Consider the following 18813-nt stretch of genomic DNA (forward strand, 5'->3'; position numbering starts at 1 on the left):
ACGTTACGCGTGCGTTTTCAACTCGGTGCGGAGGAGTTTGCCTTCATTCTGAAGGATCTTGTCCGTGAGATTTTTATGAATACCAAAGCCACTCGCACCATGAAACGATTTTTCTATTATTTCCAAGATTATTTCATGGCACCCGAATGGCGCTCATTAGCTGCAAGAGTATTTCCTGTCCGTAACTTTGGCGAAAAAGCCATCTCACTTGTCCGTTCCTTAATTGCAAAAGTCCGTCCTACAGAAACCAACGAACCTTGATAAAAAAACTACCTACGCAGAAAACTAATTTAGAAAGGAATGCAGAACAATGACCCATGATTTAGTCACGACCTTTACCAACGGTCTAGGCAAAGAACACGACTGGACCTATAAAAATGTGAATGCCGATTTGCCTGTTGAACAGATCAAAGAAGCTTGCGAACTACTGACTCAATTGGATATTTTTGAAAAAAATGGCGTAAAACTATTTGATACTGTCGTTACGGCAAAGTTAGTCACCACGTACGAAACCGATATTTTTGATGTGGAGAATGATCCAGCAGCTCCTTCTGAACAACCGTGTATAGAAGCTGCACCAAAAAATGATGGAGAGGATTCATCTAAAGAATCGAGTAAAGAAGAAACAACAACTGAACCGTCTTTTAAAGAGGAAAAAATGTCTACCTCTTCAATTAAGCTGGAGGATTCTTCATTCACTCCTGTCAAAGCAGGAAGAAGCTACGACTATTTGTACAATTCCTCAAGAAATGCGCTTGAACAGGCATTGAAAGGACCCGCAGAAACGAGAAGTACTCACCCTTCATTAATAATAAAAAATCAAACAAGTGGATTAAAGCACACAATCGATGATAATGATTCTTCTGCCAGCGTCCCTACACCTTCTGCAACAGCGCAAACTGAGGAAAAGGAACAACTCAGCACACGAAAAAGGTTTCTTTCCTGGCTTCGGCGAAAGAAAAATCGAAACAAGGATGACCCGGATAGCCATTCACACGATCCAGATGTGTTCCGCTAAATTCTGCCTTTCTCTAACTAAATACGCGTAGGTATTACCCGCTCATGTCTGTCGTCAGCCTCCACTTTTGAGAGGAGGTGATGTACCTTGAGCGAGCTGATTCGATATGTCCTCGCTCCGCTCTTTGTGGGGCTGATCATCGCCCTCGTCAACCATTGGTTGAGTGGGCGTGATCCATGACGACTGAACACAAATACACCTGCGATTTTTGATCGCAGGTGTTGAATTGATAGGTTTATTTGTCATGGTTATTGCCAATCGGATTGTTCATCTTTACTAAAATTCCTGAAAGCTTTTCGCCTGAACTTTCTCATTCAAAACCTTCTTGTTGACCATATCAGTAATCTCAAGAGCGCTGATGATCACTTCACCATTGTAGCTCTGATCTCGATCATAAATCATGCCGGGAATCACCTGACAAAGCAAATCGCGATTGCAATGATAGTGAAGCGTATTTTTTGGAGACCAATATGGAATGTCTACGTGAAAATCAAAGGAACCTAATGATCTTTGGTTATCCTTTGCTTGTGCAACTAAGCTGATTTTGAATTCGGGACCCGAGGCTTCTCCATATGGAGTAATTACTTCAAAAACAGCTTTACTTTTAGCCGGAATACTTGTAGGAAACGAAACAATAGAGTTTCGCGCACAAACATACTTACTTACTAACTTTAAATCCTGATTCGTTGTATTCATGACAGTTAATTTAGCAGTCCATGGTGCCATAGTATACTCCTCCTCCCTTTTACTAGCCTTAGAAATAAGCCAACTCTTTATTACATACTAAGCATACCATGATAATTACTGATAAAAAAACAAAAATAAGATGCCATTATTTTATATTTTATAAAAAAAAAGAATATTTAGCGTTCAACAACAGCAGATATCCATTAAATTCATCAATATTAAGAATATATGCCTCGTAATTTCCTTAAAACTAGGAATACGAACGCTTCTCCATTTGATCATTCCTATTACTTCCATATTTAAATAACATGAATCTTACTTATTAATGTCTGGCATTACACTGATTCTGAAACATCTATGGATATTGTAATCGGACTGATATTGATACGTTCTGATTTTTATCCTTTATTTTTTTCTTTATGAGTGCTGTCCTGTGGTTCCACAGCAGTTCTAAAGCAGTTGGTGCGTCTCAATATTGACGATTGCAGTAACTGCATGAGTAGTTGCTATCTTACCCTTAATCATGTAAAAGTACTTTTCCGTAATAAGTTAGAAGATACCCATAGGCACCACCTCCTAGTAGCCTCCGCCATAAACTTATTACTTCGCCAGCATATCATAAACACATTCTTCACTCTCAAGCAAAATTATCAGTTTGGATTTAAATGGCGTTTTCCTTCTATAAATAAATGCAACATAAATACCTTGTTGCAAGCATTATGTTGCGTTCATAAAGCACGAAACAAAAAGCGGCCAAAGGAAAAACACGCTTTCCTTAGAGCCGCAAGAGATAGAGCTGTTTTAGCGAATGTAACACAATCCGTTTCCTACGATTAGTCAAGAATTAAATTATTAAAACCATAAGTTTTTTTCTTTGGTAAAATTTAGGCATACTAAATGAACCTCTGGTTTTTTCTTTTTTCCGGAGGAAGAAGTTATAATTGATTAACTTACTGAATCATAGAACTCGCATACGAATAATCGTATAATACTCCATTGGAAATCATGGAGTGAAGACATTTTAGTAGTTTATTCATGCAAGCTACCACAGCAACTTTATCTTTTTTAGGAACAGGTTGTCTCCTTAGCTTATAGTAATAATCAACAATATGATTCGGAACAGAATGCTGGGTTTTAATCCTATTTCTAACAATAATAAATAGGATTTTTCTCCCTTTGGGATTTCCCCTTTTGTTTGTGTTACATTCGTGAATTTCAAAATCTACTATTATAAGAAAGAACCTTATTTAATCAAATGCCTGACTATTTACAATATACTCTTCTCCATCCACTTCAAAAAGATAATAGGAGTGCCCATAAATAGAGACAACTTTTTCGGTAACTAGAACGGTCTTATTTATAAATTTATTGCTAGATGTTGTACCAACATATGGATCTCTTGGAGCTAAAGATAGTTTATACAAATTATAATTTCCAGTTATTTTAACGATTTGCTCAGCAAAAGTAACGCCTGAAATCTTTCCAGCAGGTGAATCTAGGAAGATTGAAGCAATTTGATTAGATCGATGATTATTCAGGTAATAGATTTTCTCCCTATTATTAAGGATATTTAGTACCGCATATTTGTTAAATAAAGGAACACTAGGAAGTATTCCCTTAGAAATGGATTCTGCTGCTTTTTGTGCTGCAATTAGCATCTCTTGATTGTTGGTAGTTTGAGCATCGTATAAATCAGCCATTACGACTCCATTATCATGTTTAAGGCCTAAAATGTGTCCCATTTCATGTCGAATAGTTGAAACAAGCTGTACATACCCTGGTGTTCCTTTTCCAGATAGTGAATCACTCAAAGCAACATTGTTCAAAAAAATTCTGTTTGTACTATTCCCCCAACCATATCCAGAATAGCCCATATCTGCATAAGAATCACCATCCGTGGGCTGTAGAACTAAGTCAACTTTGTCATCTGTTGCGTTTATACTAGACTTTTCAACAATTACTGATCTTCCTATCGCTTTATTCCACGACTGTGCTGCTTCATTTACTGCTTCCTGATAATTTTCTCCCAGTAGGAATGAGTCATAAATGATTGTGCCATATTCATTAATACAAGTGGTTGTGCCGTATGCTAAACCAGGATAGTAATAATCAACAATAGGTGTCTTTGATATGTCAACTGATTTCGCCTCGACACTTATATTTTCAATAAAACAGAAAGAACTAGACAAGAGAGTGAAACCAATTTTAAAGATTTTTTTCATTTTTTTCTTCCTCCTTTAAGCTCAGTAATTTGATCGTATTCAAATAACTCCAAAAGTCTTTCTCCCAGCAATCCCTTATAGAAAGATGCTCCCAAGGCATCGAATTTTTATCAAATTCAACAAAGTGTCGAACCTTTACATTCTCTCTAGCTCTTTCAATTTCTAAAAATTTAAGAGGATTAACATTTTTTGCCCAATCAAATAACCAATGATCATCTTTCTGATAATTGTATTCATAAGGTAACAACTCAACACTTTTCTCACAAAAAATATTTAGAATAGTTTGATCTAAATACAAGTATTCATTCGTATTTATCATACTCACTATGTCTTCTGGGCGTATCAGGTCATTGAATATAGCCACATTAAATAAAATAACTCCGGAATTAAAGTAATTCTTCATGGTTCTTACTCCAAAGTATTTAAAACTATCCTCTGTGGCGCTTACAACCGAGAAGTAGAAGTCTCTAACTGCAGCAATTGCTTTTTCATCCGGTATCAAATCAAAAAAATTCGAAACATCATCATACACAATAGTATCATTATCCAAATATAGAATATGTTCATAATTACTAAAATATGAAGGAAGAAATAATCGCCACAATGTGACTTCAGGAAAACGTGTATTACTATAATTTTTTATTTGTTTAGTTATTTCGGGTGGATACCAAATATTAATAGACACATTCATTTTTCTATAAAGCTTAGAAATATTTTTCAGTTTCAATATTTCTTCATTTCCTAATTCATTTACAACTACTAATATGTCAAGAGGCATAACATCTTGATAATGTTCTATAATCGATGCAATAGATACGGCTGCTAGTTGAATATGTGGTCCTGTAACGCAATAAGCGACTGCTCTTTTCCTCATAACTCACACCCAAATCTTTTTTAGTATTTACTATTACTTCTGAGCAAAGATAGCTTAATCAAGTGAGATCAAGCTGAAATCCCTTTCAGAACATATTTTACCGTAAATCATTTGAATTTTGGATTTTAATCCCAATATTGGGATTAAACGAATTAATAAGTATTAATAATTTATAACGGTACTTTACTAGTAATTTTAATATTTGAAAACGCAAAAAAAGAATGTAACTAAATCTGTTTGTGTGACATTCAGATTTCCAAGATTTTCGATTTATTCACCACTTTTTTTATGCTGCCAGGAACTCAAAAATATCAGACTTTCCATTTTTGAACAACTCTATTGTTGCTGGTTCGATCCAATGATTACTCCCAAATAATTAAAACAGGATAGGGCATTAGACAGGCCTCTTAGCCACCCTGGAGCTTATCATTTCTGCGATCTCATCGAGTTACTAGAAATGTACTGGGCCAGTACAATAATCGGAACTGGGCAAAAAAGGCACAAAAAAAGGGGCACACCGAAGTGGCTCCTCTTCCCGAAAGTATCCCATTTCTATTTGTTTTTTTTGGTTCAAAGTCGACGCTCAAAAAGCAAGAAAATGCGGTAGACGAGCACGTACAAATAACGCCAAATTTAAAAAAATATTTACCTTTTCCCATTTTTCCCATCAAACTTCAGTCGAATTAAGGAAGGAAATACTGGAATTATTTCTCATAAAGTCTTCAAGCTTGCCTTATTTTTATCAACACCTCACTGATTTACCTTTGGTCCATATATTTTTTATTTCCACTCCACATGGTACCACCCAACTTTAATATCAGAATAATTATCAGTTTAGTCACTTGTGATACGGTTCTTCTAACTTAATTCTGAATAAATCAAAAATATTATCGAAACTATATTGATAAGCGGAAGAATGAAGTCATTTAGAATAAATTTTATTATCGTGATAATGAATGATACCCATTTATTATTCTGAGGCTGTTTCTTGCTTTAAACGTACTTTATTCTATAGAATAATAAGGTTCGAATTCGAAATAAAGTCCCTTTCGAAATTAGTGTACTTTATCTAATAAAACCTGTTAAATCAGTGGTTATGGTTACTTCAGCGGCATCAGCATGATTTGTCAAACTAGCAACAGACAAAGTACAAGTACCAATAACGGTCGCCATTAACATACATATACATGGAAATCTTTTTGACATTTTTATGTTCTTCTTAAGCTAGTCACATTTATTTTCCCAATATGTAACACATTTAGATCGTTCAGTGCTGAATTTCTATAAAAAATTACACCTGTTATTATACGCTTGATTGGCAGTCTATATACTTCATATTTATAATTAGAAATAAACTATATGGAGGTCGTGATGTTAGGATGATTTAGTGGTCACATTTTGGGAGGGTAACCATAATTCTTACGAGATGAATAGCTATAAAAATAGACTGCACGCTGAGAATCCGCTCACTGGATCTACATATTCTTCGCAACAAAAAAGAAATAGTTTTTTATAGCATTTACCTCTTCTATTTTTTGATAAAATGGGAATAGACAGTTTACACTAAGGAACCAATAGGAGAGGTGCTAACAATTATGAAAACACTTTATTTAATGAGACATGGACAAACACTCTTCAATCTAAGAGGTAAAATTCAAGGAGCTTGCGATTCCCCCCTCACCGAAAAAGGAATAGAGCAAGCGAAAATTGCCAGAGATTATTTCAGCAATCATGGGATAACCTTTGATTCTGTCTATTCATCAACACAAGAAAGAGCGGTTGATACCGCAGAAATAGTTTGTGACTATAAAAATGTCACACGATTAAAAGGTGTGAAAGAATGGAATTTTGGTATTTTTGAAAGCGAAAGTGAACAATTGAATCCTAAGATTAAAGCAGGCGAAACTTCCTACGGTGATTTTTTTGTAGATTACGGTGGAGAGTCTGGTGATCAAGTACAAAATAGAATGAATACAACATTACTTGAAATGATGGAACAGGAAAAGCATCAAAATATTTTATGTGTAAGTCATGGCGGCTCCATGTACCGATTCATTCAGAAATGGCTATCACAGGAGCAAATTGAAACAATCCAATTTACAAACTGTTGTATTTTAAAATTTGAGTATTCAAATGGGCAATTCCTATTTCAAGAATCGATCAGTCAAGAGGATTAATCGATCATAAAAATAGCGTACAGAAAGGGGCATTTTCTGTACGCTATTTTCGTGTATTGAAGCACTATTACCTCATGGATTTCACTACTTCTGTTTATTTTTTCCTCTTCCATCCTACAATTGCCGCGACGATTATCACTAATCCTGCGATAACCATTCCTGTTCCTTGCAGCATGCCGGTTGGTGGATACTTCTTGGCACTTGGCGTTGAAGAGCTGACTCTTGGTTTGCTCAATGTTGATAATGGAATGGCTTTGTTTGTAGTCACTGGCCGCAAGCCAGCTATGGCCTGTTCCAAATTCTTCACAGCCTCTTGCGCCTTAGTCTCATCCATCTCCCCTTTTGACAATAAAGCCACCGCTTCTTTCAGGGCTTCTTCATAAATCTTCCAGCTTTCTGAAGTGTAGTCTAACGGTTGTCGGTTTTTCTCTTTCTCTTGATTGACTAAATCCTCTAGGCTAGATGTAATCATTTCCCACTGAGCATAAAGTGTGATCGTACCTGCTTCAGCAAGATTTTTTATATTTTGCTGATCGGTATAACTAGTCCCTTTTCCATCTGCCCGAGTGTTCCAGACGGTAAATCGATAACCTGTATGTGTATAGCTATTCTTCTGAAGTTTTTCTAGCTGGTCATACGTCATTCCTTGATCTGGCATTATTCCCGAGCCGCCATTCGCATCAAAGTGAATCGAATATGGATTTGCCTGCCAGCTTTCTGTCAAGGTCATACTACCAAGCGTTCCTGGTTCAATTCTAGTTAAAATATCACCAGCCATTGATCGATTCTTCTTGTCCATAACAAGCCAGCCGTTAAAAGTGTAGCCGCCACGTACATGTGTTGATATTGGCAATTCAATGGATGACTCTATTGTATAAGATATAGGAGCGATTGCTTCTCCAGCCGTTTCAAATGTCAATGTATATGTGGTCATTTGCCATTTCGCGGTCAATTGAATCGCTCCTGTGGTCCCTTTGGTGATTCTGGTTACTTTTTGTTTCCCGTTATACCAGCCTTCAAAGCTGTAGCCTATCTTTGTTGGGATTGGGAGATTCATTATTTCGTCTTCTATCGTATAGGTCAGTGACTCTACAGTACTGCCGCCTGCACTATCAAAAGTAATCGGATAGGTCTCGACTTCCCAATGTGCGGTCAAGTTACGATCACCCATACTTCCGTTTGCTATTTTCTCGACTTTTGTTTGTCCATCATACCAGCCGACAAATATATAGCCTTTACGACTTGCCTCTGGTAAGCTTTGCAGTCCTTTTTCAATAGTATAGGTCTCAGACTGAAGCTCCTCACCACCCTTACTGTCAAAGTGAACGGTATAGATCGTCGTTTTCCACTGAGCAGTTAATTCAACCTGTTCATCTGGCTGATCAGTTAGATTTTTGACGACCTGCTGATCTGCATAGGCGGTCCCTTGTCCGTTCTCTTGAGTATTCCAATGATCAAAGGTATAGCCTAGTCGCTGGAAAGCATTTTTATTTATCGCTTGTTCTTCATCATAGATCATCGGCTGCTTATCCATGGTCCCTTCACCTTGGTTCTTTTTGAAAGAAATGGTGTATTGATTGGCTTCCCATTGGGCATGCAGGTCTATCCAGTCGCCATCTTCACTCAATGGATTCTTTAGCATCTGTCCATCAGTATACTGTTTGCCGGACCCATTTTCATCTACTGTCCAATGGCTGAAGCGATAGCCTGTTCTAGTAAAAGCGTTGATAGTTAACGCTTTTTCTTCCTCAAAGGCAAATGGCTGGGCCTCCATGATTCCAATCCCTTTGTTAGGATAAAAACGTATCATATTTTGGTTCAAACGCCAGTTTGCAGTTAAGATTAGCGGAGTTGTAACTGGTGTGTCAAAAAGATAAACAATATCATTTGACTCCCAGTTTGTAAATCGGTGTCCTTTCTTCGTTCCCTGATACTTTGGATCACTGACGTTTTGGCCATCGAATACGTGCTGACGCGTGACAGCTGTACTGCCGCCTTGGACATCAAAATCAATCGTATGACGCTTTTCTATGGTATATGTCTGAACGTCACTGTCTGTTAGCGAATTATGTGCGAGCCGAAAATCTTCTGTTGAATCATACGTTTTCGTGTAGTCCCCATTCTTCACCCAATGATAGCTCGTCTTTCCTTCATTGATCGAGGTTGGGAGCTCTCTTAATCCCGTGTTAAAAGGAAGCTCACCTTGGCTGTTAATGATCAATTCTTCTAAAGCTAAACAATTAGTGAACGTCAAAACACTCTCTTCTAATGATTCCGTGTTAAAGTTCGCAAGATTGAGGGTTTTCAATTTGCTGCAATTACTAAACATGTAACTTATATTTCTAACACTGGTTGTATCAAAATTACTCAAATCTAACGTAGTCAAACTACTACATTCACTAAACATTTTCCACATAGTTATGGCACTACTTGTATCAAGAGTGCTCAAGTTTAGTGTAGTCAGATTCGTTGCACCAGAAAGCATAGACTCAAAATATTGGACATTGCTCGTACTTAAACCTGTCGAATCAAATGTTTTAAGATTTGTCATCTCCAAAAATGTAGAGTGAAGTTTTTTTCCTCCCTCTACATAACTAAATCGAACTTCAGTGATGACATCTTTCCAGTCTTTACTCCGCCATGGAGGCTTCTCGTTCCACTCTGTATTCAGTGTCCCTTTTGATAACAGGAGTACCTGCTCTCCATTTTCTTCAAAAATCGACCATTTCACTTCATCATTGCTAGAACTCTTCCAGGTCCCACCGTTCTCTTTCTCAATCGTATACGTGTGAGAGGCATCATCATTAAGATCGTGGTGAGCGTTCATCATGTTGTTCGTTGAATCAGTTTCTTTGGATTCCTTTTTTTCTATCACTTGAGATTCTTGTGTGGCAGTTTTTTCAGTACTTGATCCTTCCACTGAAATGTCTCCACTGCTTGCGGTCTTTTCAGTAGTTGATTCCTGAGAAGGTTCCGACATTTCTACAGGATTGGTGTTCTCAGGTATTTCTGTCTGTTGCTCTAGGTTTTCTTTTGCTTGACTACTCGATTCTTGGGTTGTCATGACTTCTTCACCCGCAATTGCCTGCACTGTTGGCAAAATATAACCTGAACATAAGAAAAAGCAACTTGTCGCTACACTGATTAGTTGCCTTTGCACATTTTTCTTCGATAATTGTCGGTGCTTGTTATCATTGGATACTGATGATTTCACCTTCTCTTTTTTCATCACGCTCACTCCTTCTATAGTTTCATTATAAAAGATTATCTGAGTAATAATTTTTTTTGGGGAGAAGTTCCTTTCCCATAAATTGACGATTCGCTAAACTAATTGGGCAAAGAATTGTCTATAAAAACTTCAGCAGTTAAGACACGCAAAAAGCGCAGCAAAAGCTAACTTCTCGTTTCGCCTTGCTGCGTTTAATTATGTTGCATCTGACTCTTTTTTTCACCCAAGTCGCTGACCATTTCTTGAATCCAGCGTCTGCTTTGAGTCGTTAAAAAGGGATCGATGACGACTACTGGATAGTCCTTTGGCAATCCTCGTGAGGAGCCAGTCGTGATCAGGCAATCATATTTCTTCAATTCGCTGTACAATGCAGGGGTCCCGCCAGATAGCTTTTCAAAATGAACAATTCGAAAATTTCCATAGACGTTATCAGAAATTTGCTTTGCTAAGAAGGTTTCCTCTGTTGGCGCTAGATCTGAAAGCAGCAGGATATTTAACAGCGGCTCTTGATTTGCCAGCAACTCCAGACTGTCCACTTCGGTCGTGATCAGTAGGTACATATAGCTCAGTATAAAATCTTCTTCCTGATACATATGATAGTTGTGTACAAATCGTTTGACCAGTTGTCTGATTTTTTCTACCCCACGCGGATAGACTTCCGAGACTTCCTTCAAAAACGCTTCCCTGTTTCTTCTTAAAATACAGATATATCTTCCTTGCGGATCATGCATATAGAAATCGTTCGACAGGACGATTGTCAGACCAAATTTACTATTCCTGCTTAAATGATAGCCTAGCATTTTGTTATACTCTTCAACCAACTCATAATGCTGGGCAAATAGCTGCTGGTATCGCAAATTATCCGTCAGCGCCAGCTTTAGATGCGGGACACTGAACACAATAGAATCTGAAAACGTTAACCAAAGCGTATCACGAAGCATATTCGGTGTTAACTCCATGTCCAGCTTTTCTCTGACCGCTTGCCTCAGTGCTTGATATGACGCTCCTTGCGGCAGCTTGAGTCCTTCGGTCCGCAATGCTTCTTTAGGAAAAGGATGCCCTCTTTTTATTCGCCAAAAGCTGACGTACATAGTATAAAGCATGCGTTTTTGGAAAATGTATTTCTCATGGATTTGATTTTCCTCAACGAAATCGCTAACATATTGCTCCATAATATGGTAATGATCAGGCGGTAATTGAGGCAGCGTACTCTCGAAGGCGCTCTGTCGTTCACTATAAAAACGATAGTAGAAATTACGAATCTCTCCTTCGTTTCCTTCGATGCGCAAGGGCCGGTAACAGAGCTCCATTCCAGCTTCTATTAGGTCCTTCTCGATCTTTTTTAAATAGCGCTGTGTATTTGAGGAGCTTAAATACAATTTTTGGGCCAATCCAATGATACTTTCACATTCTTCATACAAAAGCTCTTCGATAATTTGAAATTCTGGACAGGTATTCAAGAAGTTGGCATATAAATTTCCCATGCTAACTTTTTTATCTACAACTATGTGATAAAGTCCTTTGGTTTTTTGGATTTGAAAGCTTGGATGCTCTGCATTGATTAAATCGATATCATTCAGTAGGATCGGCAACGAACAGTTCAGCTCACTCATGAGTTGATCGCTCGACCAGCCTTCACGACGATAGTACAATTTTTCCAGCAACGCCAACCGACGCTTATTCGTAATTCCCAAAACTGACCGAAAGTCCATAGTCTCTCTCCTCCTAGGGATGTGCCGCATCCAATCGCAGGTGCCTATTGCTCGCCATTTTCAAATCATTTATCTAAAGAAATAGTACCACTATTTGATAGCAAATATAAGGAATTTCATTCATTTTTCTTCATTAATTTGCCTGTATTTAGGTATCAGTTCCAAAAAGAACAATTTCGATCACTTCTGATTCAAAATCACTCGTCTAAAGGTTTCAAGCTCTTCCCGACTAATCGATCAGACAGTAAACGAAGGAACCAGAAAAGAAAAGTTTTATTATATCCCAGCAGAAATTACTATAGAAAATAAGGTGAAAAAAAGCGATTCGACAAGCATATAAGGTTCTTAACACCCTGCCCTTCGATTCGTTGTTTAATTCGTATGTAATCCATTGATTTTATTGTATTTACAAATCAAAAATGATGGAATCACCGTTATTTATTTTTCTATTTTCTGGTTGCAGACTGCTTGGTATTTCGGTATACTATTTCTTGTGCTAATAAGGTTCCGTGGTGTAGGGGTTAACATGCCTGCCTGTCACGCAGGAGATCGCGGGTTCAAATCCCGTCGGAACCGTTATCGCAAGTGGAGGATTACCCAAGTCCGGCTGAAGGGAACGGTCTTGAAAACCGTCAGGCGGGTAATACCGTGCAAGGGTTCGAATCCCTTATCCTCCTTTTGGGGAAGTACTCAAGTGGCTGAAGAGGCGCCCCTGCTAAGGGTGTAGGTCGGGAAACCGGCGCGAGGGTTCAAATCCCTCCTTCTCCGTAATAGTAAATAGGCTGATGACGCTTTTCTAAAGGTCATCAGCCTATTTGTTTGTCATAAAAAACTGCTCTATCCGTATTTTTCGAATAGGGCATCCGTAAGAATTTTGGAGAAGTTCACTTGATCCTTCTCACCGCGAGCCGCAAGCCATTCTGGTATCGTTACATTTTTTCGGACTGTTTTCTTTTTGACGTACGGCGCTGGATCGCCTTGAATAAATGAGACGAACTGATCTTCAGCGGTCTTTGGTATTTTCTTTATATCCGCTGGTTCTGGAAGTGTGAGGTCTTCATCGATATAATAGGCTAAAATGCCGTCTAAGAATTCTTTCGCATTCGTCATCGCCTCTTCTAAATTATCCCCCTGTGTACCACCAGAAAAATCAGGAAAAACCACTGCGAATCCCGTATCTTCTTTCGTGAAAATCGCTGGAAAACTTTTTTTCACTTCCATCACTCCTTCCTAGAAACTGTTATACAAGAGACTATTTTAATCCCAAATCTTTTAAGATCTTTTGTTCTATTCCTACTTTCAACTCTTTGCTGTGGACAGGAATTGAAACGGGTAAATAGCCTTTCTTTACTACGATATGATGACTTCCGTTTATTCTTACTACTTGCCAACCATTCTTCTTTGCAAGGTTGAGCATTTCTTTTCCCGTAAGCGGCACTCGGAGGCCTCCTTACATCTATCATTATACGCATTATGCGCATTTTGGTCAAAATAAAATTCACATCTGATCCATTTCCATAAACTACGCACTTGCAAAAGATATTCTCCTATTACATTTAGCATAATCAACCATCATAGAATAAAATCGTGCTTTTCTATTTGCGATCATACGAAGATTGCGACCCACTATACTTCAAAAAAAGAATCGGCATAATATGCTGATTCTTTTCGTTCACCTATATCATTCTTTTTTATCCGTTCGAAACCAAGGAATGAAGGGTCTCGTTTTTCTTGATCCGATCCAGCAGCTCTGGATTGATTCGATAGCCTTTTCCCCATAAGGTTTGAATGGCTTTATTGGGTAAACTCGTCGTTTCAAACTTGGTCTTTATCCGAGTGACCGTGCTGGACAATGAGGCCAAATGAGACTTATTGACGTCTTCGTTCCAGATCTGATGACAAATTGCTTCTCTAGTAACGATCTTATTGCCCGCTTGGATCAAGATATATAAAATCTTCGTTTCAGTCTGTGACAAATGATGCAGGACTTCTAGGAATTGATAGTTTTCCTCTGGCGATAGGACCGATTTCTGTAGTGCATTGGGGCGAATCAATGAGACCTTATCGGATAATTGTACGTATCTTTTTGTTTCCTGATCATTTGGCTGAAGCTTCAATGCATATAGGCATTCTCGAAGCTCATCAACGGAATCTTCATTTGAAATAATCGCATTCAACAGTTCTTCTTCTAAATATTTATGATCCATTTCCGTTACTTTTGCCTCCACCTTACGGATCACTCGGAGCGAATAATTCCTTAAAAGCGGCACAAGCTCCATTACTTCTGATTCGCAGATGGTTTCACTTAAGATGACGTATTGAAAGAAGCTGAAAAAATCAAGCGTTTCACGGTGCTGACTAAATGTTTCCAAGGCATGTGAGGAACAATACACTTCATAGTTTAGTGCTTGGAGCTTCTGTTGGATTTCTTGCTCGGCTAAAATATTCTTCGTCAGAATCAAGACTTGATTCATGTTAATCTCTCCTTTTTCATTTAAACCCTAATGGTATAATGATTCATTCGAATTCCTGAAGCATTATGTACAAAGAACAAAGAAGGCCAGCAAATGACAATGCCTCACACTCTATGTTCTTTCTTATTTCTATGAATGATCTTTTCGTGAGATTACAGAGACTTTCGGATACTCGTACCGCCCTTTGATTTCCTCTAGGTCCGGTACGTTGCTTTGAGCTAGTTGATCCACTCGGCTTTTCAGTTCTTCATAGATACTCATGATCGTTTGTCGAGATTCATCGACTTCACAAGAAATCTCTTTTGCTCGGTCATGGATCGTCTGTAATTCTGCCTCTGAATCTTTTACGATCCGTTGTGCATCCATTTTGGCTTTTTCCACCATCCGATTGGCTTGTCTGCGGGCAGAAATCAGCACTTCACCGATCTCATGCTGCGAATGAATGGCTTCTTGTTTTAACTGCTCGTTCTCATTTCGCAATCCCGTGATCTGATGTTGCAGATTCGTGATATATTCGCTTTCTACTACAGAAGCCTGATTTTTTTGCTCTTCAAGCACTTGCTGCACGAGCTCTTCTTTTTCCAGAATCAGTTGATCTTTTTCAATGATTAATTGATCCAGCTGTCTGACAAGTTCTTCTTTTTCATTCAACTCAGAGGTCATCTGATGCACCTGCTGCTCAAACTGCTGCAGCGCTTCCTGGTGTTCCAATTCCTCCTCTTTTTGATTCATCATAAACTCGCGAAGCTGTTGTTTGGCTTCATGCAGGTCCTTTTCTATTTCTTGGTAGTTTTCTAAGGATTCTTTCAGGGTATTTACTTCTTCGACAGCTTTATCCAACTGCTCCTGCAAGTAGCCGGTCTCTTTATTGTCCTGCAGACGTTGGATTTCTTGACGATTACGACGGACTTCCGCTTCTAAGTTTTGGATCTGACGACGATTTTCGGCTTTCTCTTCTCCGGTCCTTAGAAGAGCTTGCTTGTATTTATCATTCTCTTTTGTTAACCGTTGTTTTTCTATCACGTTGTCCTTTTGAATTTGTTCCAGCTGCTCATCTTTTTCAGCGAGCGCTTGCTTTAATTCATCCAGTTCGTCCCTTTGTTTTTTGACAGGATGCTCAGTTGGACTGCTTGGTCGCTCTTCGATCATGATCTCTTCTTCTGGGACAGAGTTGATCTCGTCGATAATATTCTTGTTAAAAAACCAACCATTTTTCTTTTGCTGTGCGTTCATAGTAACTCCCTCTCCTCTTTCTTTACTCGTCTTCTTGGATCAATGAAAATTCTTCGTCTGCCTTTTCGCGAGAAAATGTACAGCTATAGGTCTTTTTCTTGTTTTTATCGTTCATCAGATTCATTTGGAAAGTGATCTGAGTCAGCTTCGAAACATCCTTGGCTTCTTTGGCAAATGCCTTAATATTGTCCTTAATTTGCTGACGGTTTTCTTCACTGCCAGAGTCGCCAGCCAAAGCAATATTCAGCGTCTGCGTTGGAATGTCTAATACGATCAATGTGGTTGACAAGCCAAAGTATGGACTGACCTTCGTTGACAGATCACTCTCAATCTCGTATTGCTTCTCACGATTTTCGTCAGAAAACAATTCGTCCCACGGATAGTCCTTCAGCCCAATTCCCTTCGCAGGATAGGCTTTGATAGGTAATTTATTGATGATTTGCTTTTGCTCTTTTTTCAGTGTGTACAGCTCGTCTTTTAACTGATTGGTTCGTTCCGTAACGACATGCAGCTGATCTTCCATCTGAAATAATCCATAAGTAGTTAAAAGCAAGCCCAGTGCTAAGAGGATCGTTAAATATAGTAAGGCAGAAACGTGCTTTCTCTGCTCTGACTGCTTGACAACCTCCAGCTTCCGTTGAAATGACAGTGGTGTATTCGGTGGTACCTGAAGTCGCTGAAGTTGCACCTTGATGATCATCCGCCGAAACCAAACAATGAGTATCAAAATGACCAGCGCGACGCTAATCCAATTTATGATCAAAATGTGTGTAGCCCCTTTTCTTTGTTAGGTTTAGTTAGATTTTGTTTCCTTATTAATCAAAATACTCGGATAATTTCTGATCCTGCTTATTTTTCTTTATCTCTTTTAACAGTGTCCCGTTCGATAGGGCCTCCACCTTGAACTCTAGGTCATCATAGATAGAGAGCACATTCTTACGTGATTCTGAAACTTCAATCAAAATCTTTTTCGCCCGGTTACTGATATTTTCTAATTCTAATTCGGCAGAGCTGATCATGTGCTTTGCTTCGACTTGGGCTTCTTCAACCGTTCGATTCGCCTGTTTCTTCGCTGAGATCAGTACTTCACCGATTTCCTGTTGAGATTGGACCACTTCTTTTTTCAATCGTTCATTTTTCTCAATCAACTCATCGACTTGCTTCTTGGCCTGAATCAATTCCAGACTTTCTTCCGCGTCTTTTTGTTCCTTCAATTTGCTCAATTCGACTTGCGCATCAGCTAAACGGCTGGCTAGTCGTTCCTTTTCTGCCTCTAGCTGTTCTAGTGCATTTGTTTTTTCTTCCATCTTTGCGATTTCCTCATGAGCATCAAACAAGGCGCTGTTGAGAGCTTCTTTCTCCGCCGCTAATTGTTCCAAATCTTCGAATACTTCTTCTTGTGTGTGTTCTTCCGGCATATGCCCTTGTTCATCGATCGCCATTTGTGATTCCTCCAATGCGGTTTTAAGCTTTTGAGCGACTTGCTCGTTTAATTGTTGAATCGTCTTTCTGTACTTTGTATTCTCTTCTTTCAGACGTTTCAATTCAGCGTCCATTTCTTGATTCTTTTCTTCAAGCAGTTCATCAAGTACATCGTTTTCGGCTTGAAGTTCAATCATTTTTGCTTCGTTTTTTTGATTGATCGTATGTAACTGTTGGTAATCCTGTTCCAATTCACGGTATTGTTTTTTTGACTGAGTAATCACTGCCTGATACTCTATGACTTCCGTCTCAATCTGAGTCAGCTTTTTTTCAGCTTCACTTGTTGCTTCCTGCGACTTCTTATACTTTGCTTGGTACTCCTTAAGCTGTCGCGTGAGTTCTTTCAAATCGACTGTTGCAGCTGCTTTTTCCGATTCTTCCTGCTTGATTCGATCAAGGGTTTCAGCTAGTTCTTGTTGTTTCTTTTCTAGTCGCTGCTGAAGTTCCTCGATGGTCGATTCCGTTTCTTTCTTTTCTTCATCTATTTCAGTAAGTTTCGTCTGCCACTCTTCTGCTCGGTCGCTCAGCTCCTCTTCCAATCTGGTGCGCTCAAAAGAAAGCTTCTCTTTCAGTTCGTCATTTTCTACTTCTAACTCCTGAACCCGAGCTTCCGCTTCGCTTTTTAACGCCTCTAACTCTGCTTGAAGCTGTTTGATTTTCGATTGAGTGACAACATCATCCTTTTCGAGCTGCTCTTCAACATCTGGTTCATTTTTACTGTACGCAACAGTCTGTTCCTGTTCTTGGATAAATTCTTCTATTTCAATCTGGTCATCGGACTCCGCTTCATTGTTCAAGAATGATTCTGGCACACCTCTTGCTTCGTTATAACGTTCTTCCGCATTCAGTTCTTCTTCAGTAATATCATTGATAAACTCTTTCAATGCCTGCGTTGACAGCCATTTTCTTTTTTTCTTGTTCTCTGCCATTAGCCTTTCCCACCATCATTCTTTAGATTCTGCTCGGAAACATTCTTCTTAGTAAAACGCTCTTCGTTATTGTCACGAGAATAATTCACGCTATAGATAATTTTTTTGTCCTTCCCCATAGACGAGATCATTCGTACATGGATATCCGTCAATTCGGCAATCACTTCGGCTTCTTTTGCGAAGTCATCGATATTCTTTTTGATTGTCTCTTTACTTGCGGTATCATCCATTCGTCCCTTAAGTTCAAGGGAGATGGTTTTCGGAACTGCTAATGAAACTGTTGGTGCAGTTGAACCAAAATATGGCACCGTCATATCAGAAATAACTGCTTCCATTTTTTTCTGTAGCTTTGAATCCTTATTTTCTGCAGTTAATTTCTCCCAAGAATAATCTTTGAGACCAATGCCTTCTTTCGGATAATTTTTTAGAGGAATGCTGGCGACTAGACGCTTTTGCTGCTGGTCCATGCGTTCCATTCGATCCTCTAAATGGGTGCTTTTGGTTTTCATTTTCTGGTAATCCTCCGCTAGAAATACAAAAGAACCGATGAAGATCATCAACGCGATTCCGATCGTTAAACAAGTAACTAACAAATAGCGAACATCTTTAGCTTGTTCGATCTTCCTAAGATAGTGGACTTTTCTTCGAAACAAAAGCGATTGATCCGGTTCCTTTTGAATGGCTGAAAACCGCAGATCCAAAATCAGTCTCACTAGTATCAGGATAATTGCTAATACGATAAAACCCGCACTGATTATTCCTAGTAGGATCATCTT

General features: G+C 38.7%; 16 protein-coding genes, 3 tRNA genes and 1 pseudogene. 7 read left to right on the forward strand and 13 right to left on the reverse strand.

The window, feature by feature from the left end:
* From JZO85_RS16010 to JZO85_RS16020, 3 genes are all read left to right on the forward strand, one after another.
* On the forward strand, window positions 1-261 hold a 261-nt coding region (locus JZO85_RS16010; RefSeq protein WP_207109529.1), incomplete at its 5' end, for a hypothetical protein.
* 49 nt (window positions 262-310) lie between these two features.
* Window positions 311-1018, forward strand: a complete 708-nt coding sequence (locus tag JZO85_RS16015) for a DUF2922 domain-containing protein (protein WP_207109530.1) — start codon at window positions 311-313, stop codon at window positions 1016-1018.
* An 87-nt stretch (window positions 1019-1105) separates the two neighbouring features.
* A complete protein-coding gene (locus JZO85_RS16020; protein ID WP_111945260.1) occupies window positions 1106-1198 on the forward strand; it encodes a type I toxin-antitoxin system Fst family toxin in 93 nt (30 codons plus the stop codon).
* A 96-nt stretch (window positions 1199-1294) separates the two neighbouring features.
* Here the strand turns inward: JZO85_RS16020 and JZO85_RS16025 are convergent, their stop codons facing one another.
* From JZO85_RS16025 to JZO85_RS16035, 4 genes and pseudogenes are all read right to left on the reverse strand, one after another.
* Window positions 1295-1744, reverse strand: coding sequence for a hypothetical protein (locus JZO85_RS16025; RefSeq protein WP_207109531.1), 450 nt, complete (start codon window positions 1742-1744; stop codon window positions 1295-1297).
* 911 nt (window positions 1745-2655) lie between these two features.
* A pseudogene (locus JZO85_RS23510) lies at window positions 2656-2901 on the reverse strand (IS110 family RNA-guided transposase); the annotation flags it as partial.
* Between the two features lie 51 nt (window positions 2902-2952).
* A complete protein-coding gene (locus tag JZO85_RS16030) occupies window positions 2953-3927 on the reverse strand; it encodes a zinc metalloprotease (protein WP_242550392.1) in 975 nt (324 codons plus the stop codon).
* A complete protein-coding gene (locus JZO85_RS16035; RefSeq protein WP_207109532.1) occupies window positions 3911-4801 on the reverse strand; it encodes a glycosyltransferase family 8 protein in 891 nt (296 codons plus the stop codon). Before JZO85_RS16035 ends, JZO85_RS16030 begins: the two co-directional genes overlap by 17 nt.
* Before the next feature lie 1595 nt (window positions 4802-6396).
* Here JZO85_RS16035 and JZO85_RS16040 point away from each other — a divergent pair.
* Window positions 6397-6978 (forward strand): histidine phosphatase family protein, encoded by a 582-nt coding sequence (locus JZO85_RS16040; RefSeq protein WP_207109533.1) that lies wholly within the window; start codon window positions 6397-6399, stop codon window positions 6976-6978.
* Window positions 6979-7072: 94 nt separating this feature from the next.
* Here the strand turns inward: JZO85_RS16040 and JZO85_RS16045 are convergent, their stop codons facing one another.
* The gene (locus JZO85_RS16045; RefSeq protein ID WP_207109534.1) at window positions 7073-10207 is read right to left on the reverse strand and encodes an InlB B-repeat-containing protein; all 3135 of its coding nucleotides are present in this window, start codon (window positions 10205-10207) and stop codon (window positions 7073-7075) included.
* A 191-nt stretch (window positions 10208-10398) separates the two neighbouring features.
* The gene (locus JZO85_RS16050; protein WP_207109535.1) at window positions 10399-11919 is read right to left on the reverse strand and encodes an AcpB/EbpR/MafR family transcriptional regulator; all 1521 of its coding nucleotides are present in this window, start codon (window positions 11917-11919) and stop codon (window positions 10399-10401) included.
* A gap of 503 nt (window positions 11920-12422) precedes the next feature.
* Between JZO85_RS16050 and JZO85_RS16055 the strand changes: the two genes are divergently transcribed.
* The 3 genes from JZO85_RS16055 (at window position 12423) to JZO85_RS16065 (ending at window position 12687) form a co-directional block, all read left to right on the forward strand.
* Window positions 12423-12495, forward strand: a tRNA-Asp gene (locus tag JZO85_RS16055).
* An 11-nt stretch (window positions 12496-12506) separates the two neighbouring features.
* Window positions 12507-12596 (forward strand) — tRNA-Ser (locus tag JZO85_RS16060).
* 3 nt (window positions 12597-12599) lie between these two features.
* Window positions 12600-12687 (forward strand) — tRNA-Ser (locus JZO85_RS16065).
* Window positions 12688-12756: 69 nt separating this feature from the next.
* Here the strand turns inward: JZO85_RS16065 and JZO85_RS16070 are convergent.
* The 7 genes from JZO85_RS16070 to JZO85_RS16100 form a co-directional block, all read right to left on the reverse strand.
* Window positions 12757-13134, reverse strand: a complete 378-nt coding sequence (locus JZO85_RS16070) for a type II toxin-antitoxin system HicB family antitoxin (RefSeq protein ID WP_207109536.1) — start codon at window positions 13132-13134, stop codon at window positions 12757-12759.
* 37 nt (window positions 13135-13171) lie between these two features.
* A complete protein-coding gene (locus JZO85_RS16075) occupies window positions 13172-13357 on the reverse strand; it encodes a type II toxin-antitoxin system HicA family toxin (protein WP_207109537.1) in 186 nt (61 codons plus the stop codon).
* A gap of 253 nt (window positions 13358-13610) precedes the next feature.
* A complete protein-coding gene (locus tag JZO85_RS16080) occupies window positions 13611-14393 on the reverse strand; it encodes a helix-turn-helix domain-containing protein (protein ID WP_207109538.1) in 783 nt (260 codons plus the stop codon).
* 129 nt (window positions 14394-14522) lie between these two features.
* Window positions 14523-15626, reverse strand: coding sequence for a coiled-coil domain-containing protein (locus JZO85_RS16085; protein WP_207109539.1), 1104 nt, complete (start codon window positions 15624-15626; stop codon window positions 14523-14525).
* 22 nt (window positions 15627-15648) lie between these two features.
* Complete coding sequence (locus JZO85_RS16090; RefSeq protein WP_242550394.1) at window positions 15649-16389, reverse strand: hypothetical protein; 741 nt, start codon at window positions 16387-16389, stop codon at window positions 15649-15651.
* Window positions 16390-16441: 52 nt separating this feature from the next.
* Window positions 16442-18037 (reverse strand): hypothetical protein, encoded by a 1596-nt coding sequence (locus JZO85_RS16095; protein ID WP_207109540.1) that lies wholly within the window; start codon window positions 18035-18037, stop codon window positions 16442-16444.
* Window positions 18037-18810 (reverse strand): hypothetical protein, encoded by a 774-nt coding sequence (locus JZO85_RS16100; protein WP_207109541.1) that lies wholly within the window; start codon window positions 18808-18810, stop codon window positions 18037-18039. Before JZO85_RS16100 ends, JZO85_RS16095 begins: the two co-directional genes overlap by 1 nt.
* Between the last annotated feature and the right edge of the window lie 3 nt (window positions 18811-18813).

The organism is Candidatus Enterococcus murrayae, assembly GCF_017315985.1.
In the GTDB taxonomy this organism is placed as follows: Bacteria; Bacillota; Bacilli; order Lactobacillales; family Enterococcaceae; genus Enterococcus_A; species Enterococcus_A murrayae.

Coding starts and splice junctions, on each gene's coding strand:
- JZO85_RS16030 (WP_242550392.1), bottom strand. CDS start 3,927: ATGAAAAAAATCTTTAAAATTGGTTTCACTCTCTTGTCTAGTTCTTTC.
- JZO85_RS16085 (WP_207109539.1), bottom strand. CDS start 15,626: ATGAACGCACAGCAAAAGAAAAATGGTTGGTTTTTTAACAAGAATATT.
- JZO85_RS16080 (WP_207109538.1), bottom strand. CDS start 14,393: ATGAATCAAGTCTTGATTCTGACGAAGAATATTTTAGCCGAGCAAGAA.
- JZO85_RS16095 (WP_207109540.1), bottom strand. CDS start 18,037: ATGGCAGAGAACAAGAAAAAAAGAAAATGGCTGTCAACGCAGGCATTG.
- JZO85_RS16015 (WP_207109530.1), top strand. CDS start 311: ATGACCCATGATTTAGTCACGACCTTTACCAACGGTCTAGGCAAAGAA.
- JZO85_RS16035 (WP_207109532.1), bottom strand. CDS start 4,801: ATGAGGAAAAGAGCAGTCGCTTATTGCGTTACAGGACCACATATTCAA.
- JZO85_RS16100 (WP_207109541.1), bottom strand. CDS start 18,810: ATGATCCTACTAGGAATAATCAGTGCGGGTTTTATCGTATTAGCAATT.
- JZO85_RS16025 (WP_207109531.1), bottom strand. CDS start 1,744: ATGGCACCATGGACTGCTAAATTAACTGTCATGAATACAACGAATCAG.
- JZO85_RS16045 (WP_207109534.1), bottom strand. CDS start 10,207: ATGAAAAAAGAGAAGGTGAAATCATCAGTATCCAATGATAACAAGCAC.
- JZO85_RS16050 (WP_207109535.1), bottom strand. CDS start 11,919: ATGGACTTTCGGTCAGTTTTGGGAATTACGAATAAGCGTCGGTTGGCG.
- JZO85_RS16040 (WP_207109533.1), top strand. CDS start 6,397: ATGAAAACACTTTATTTAATGAGACATGGACAAACACTCTTCAATCTA.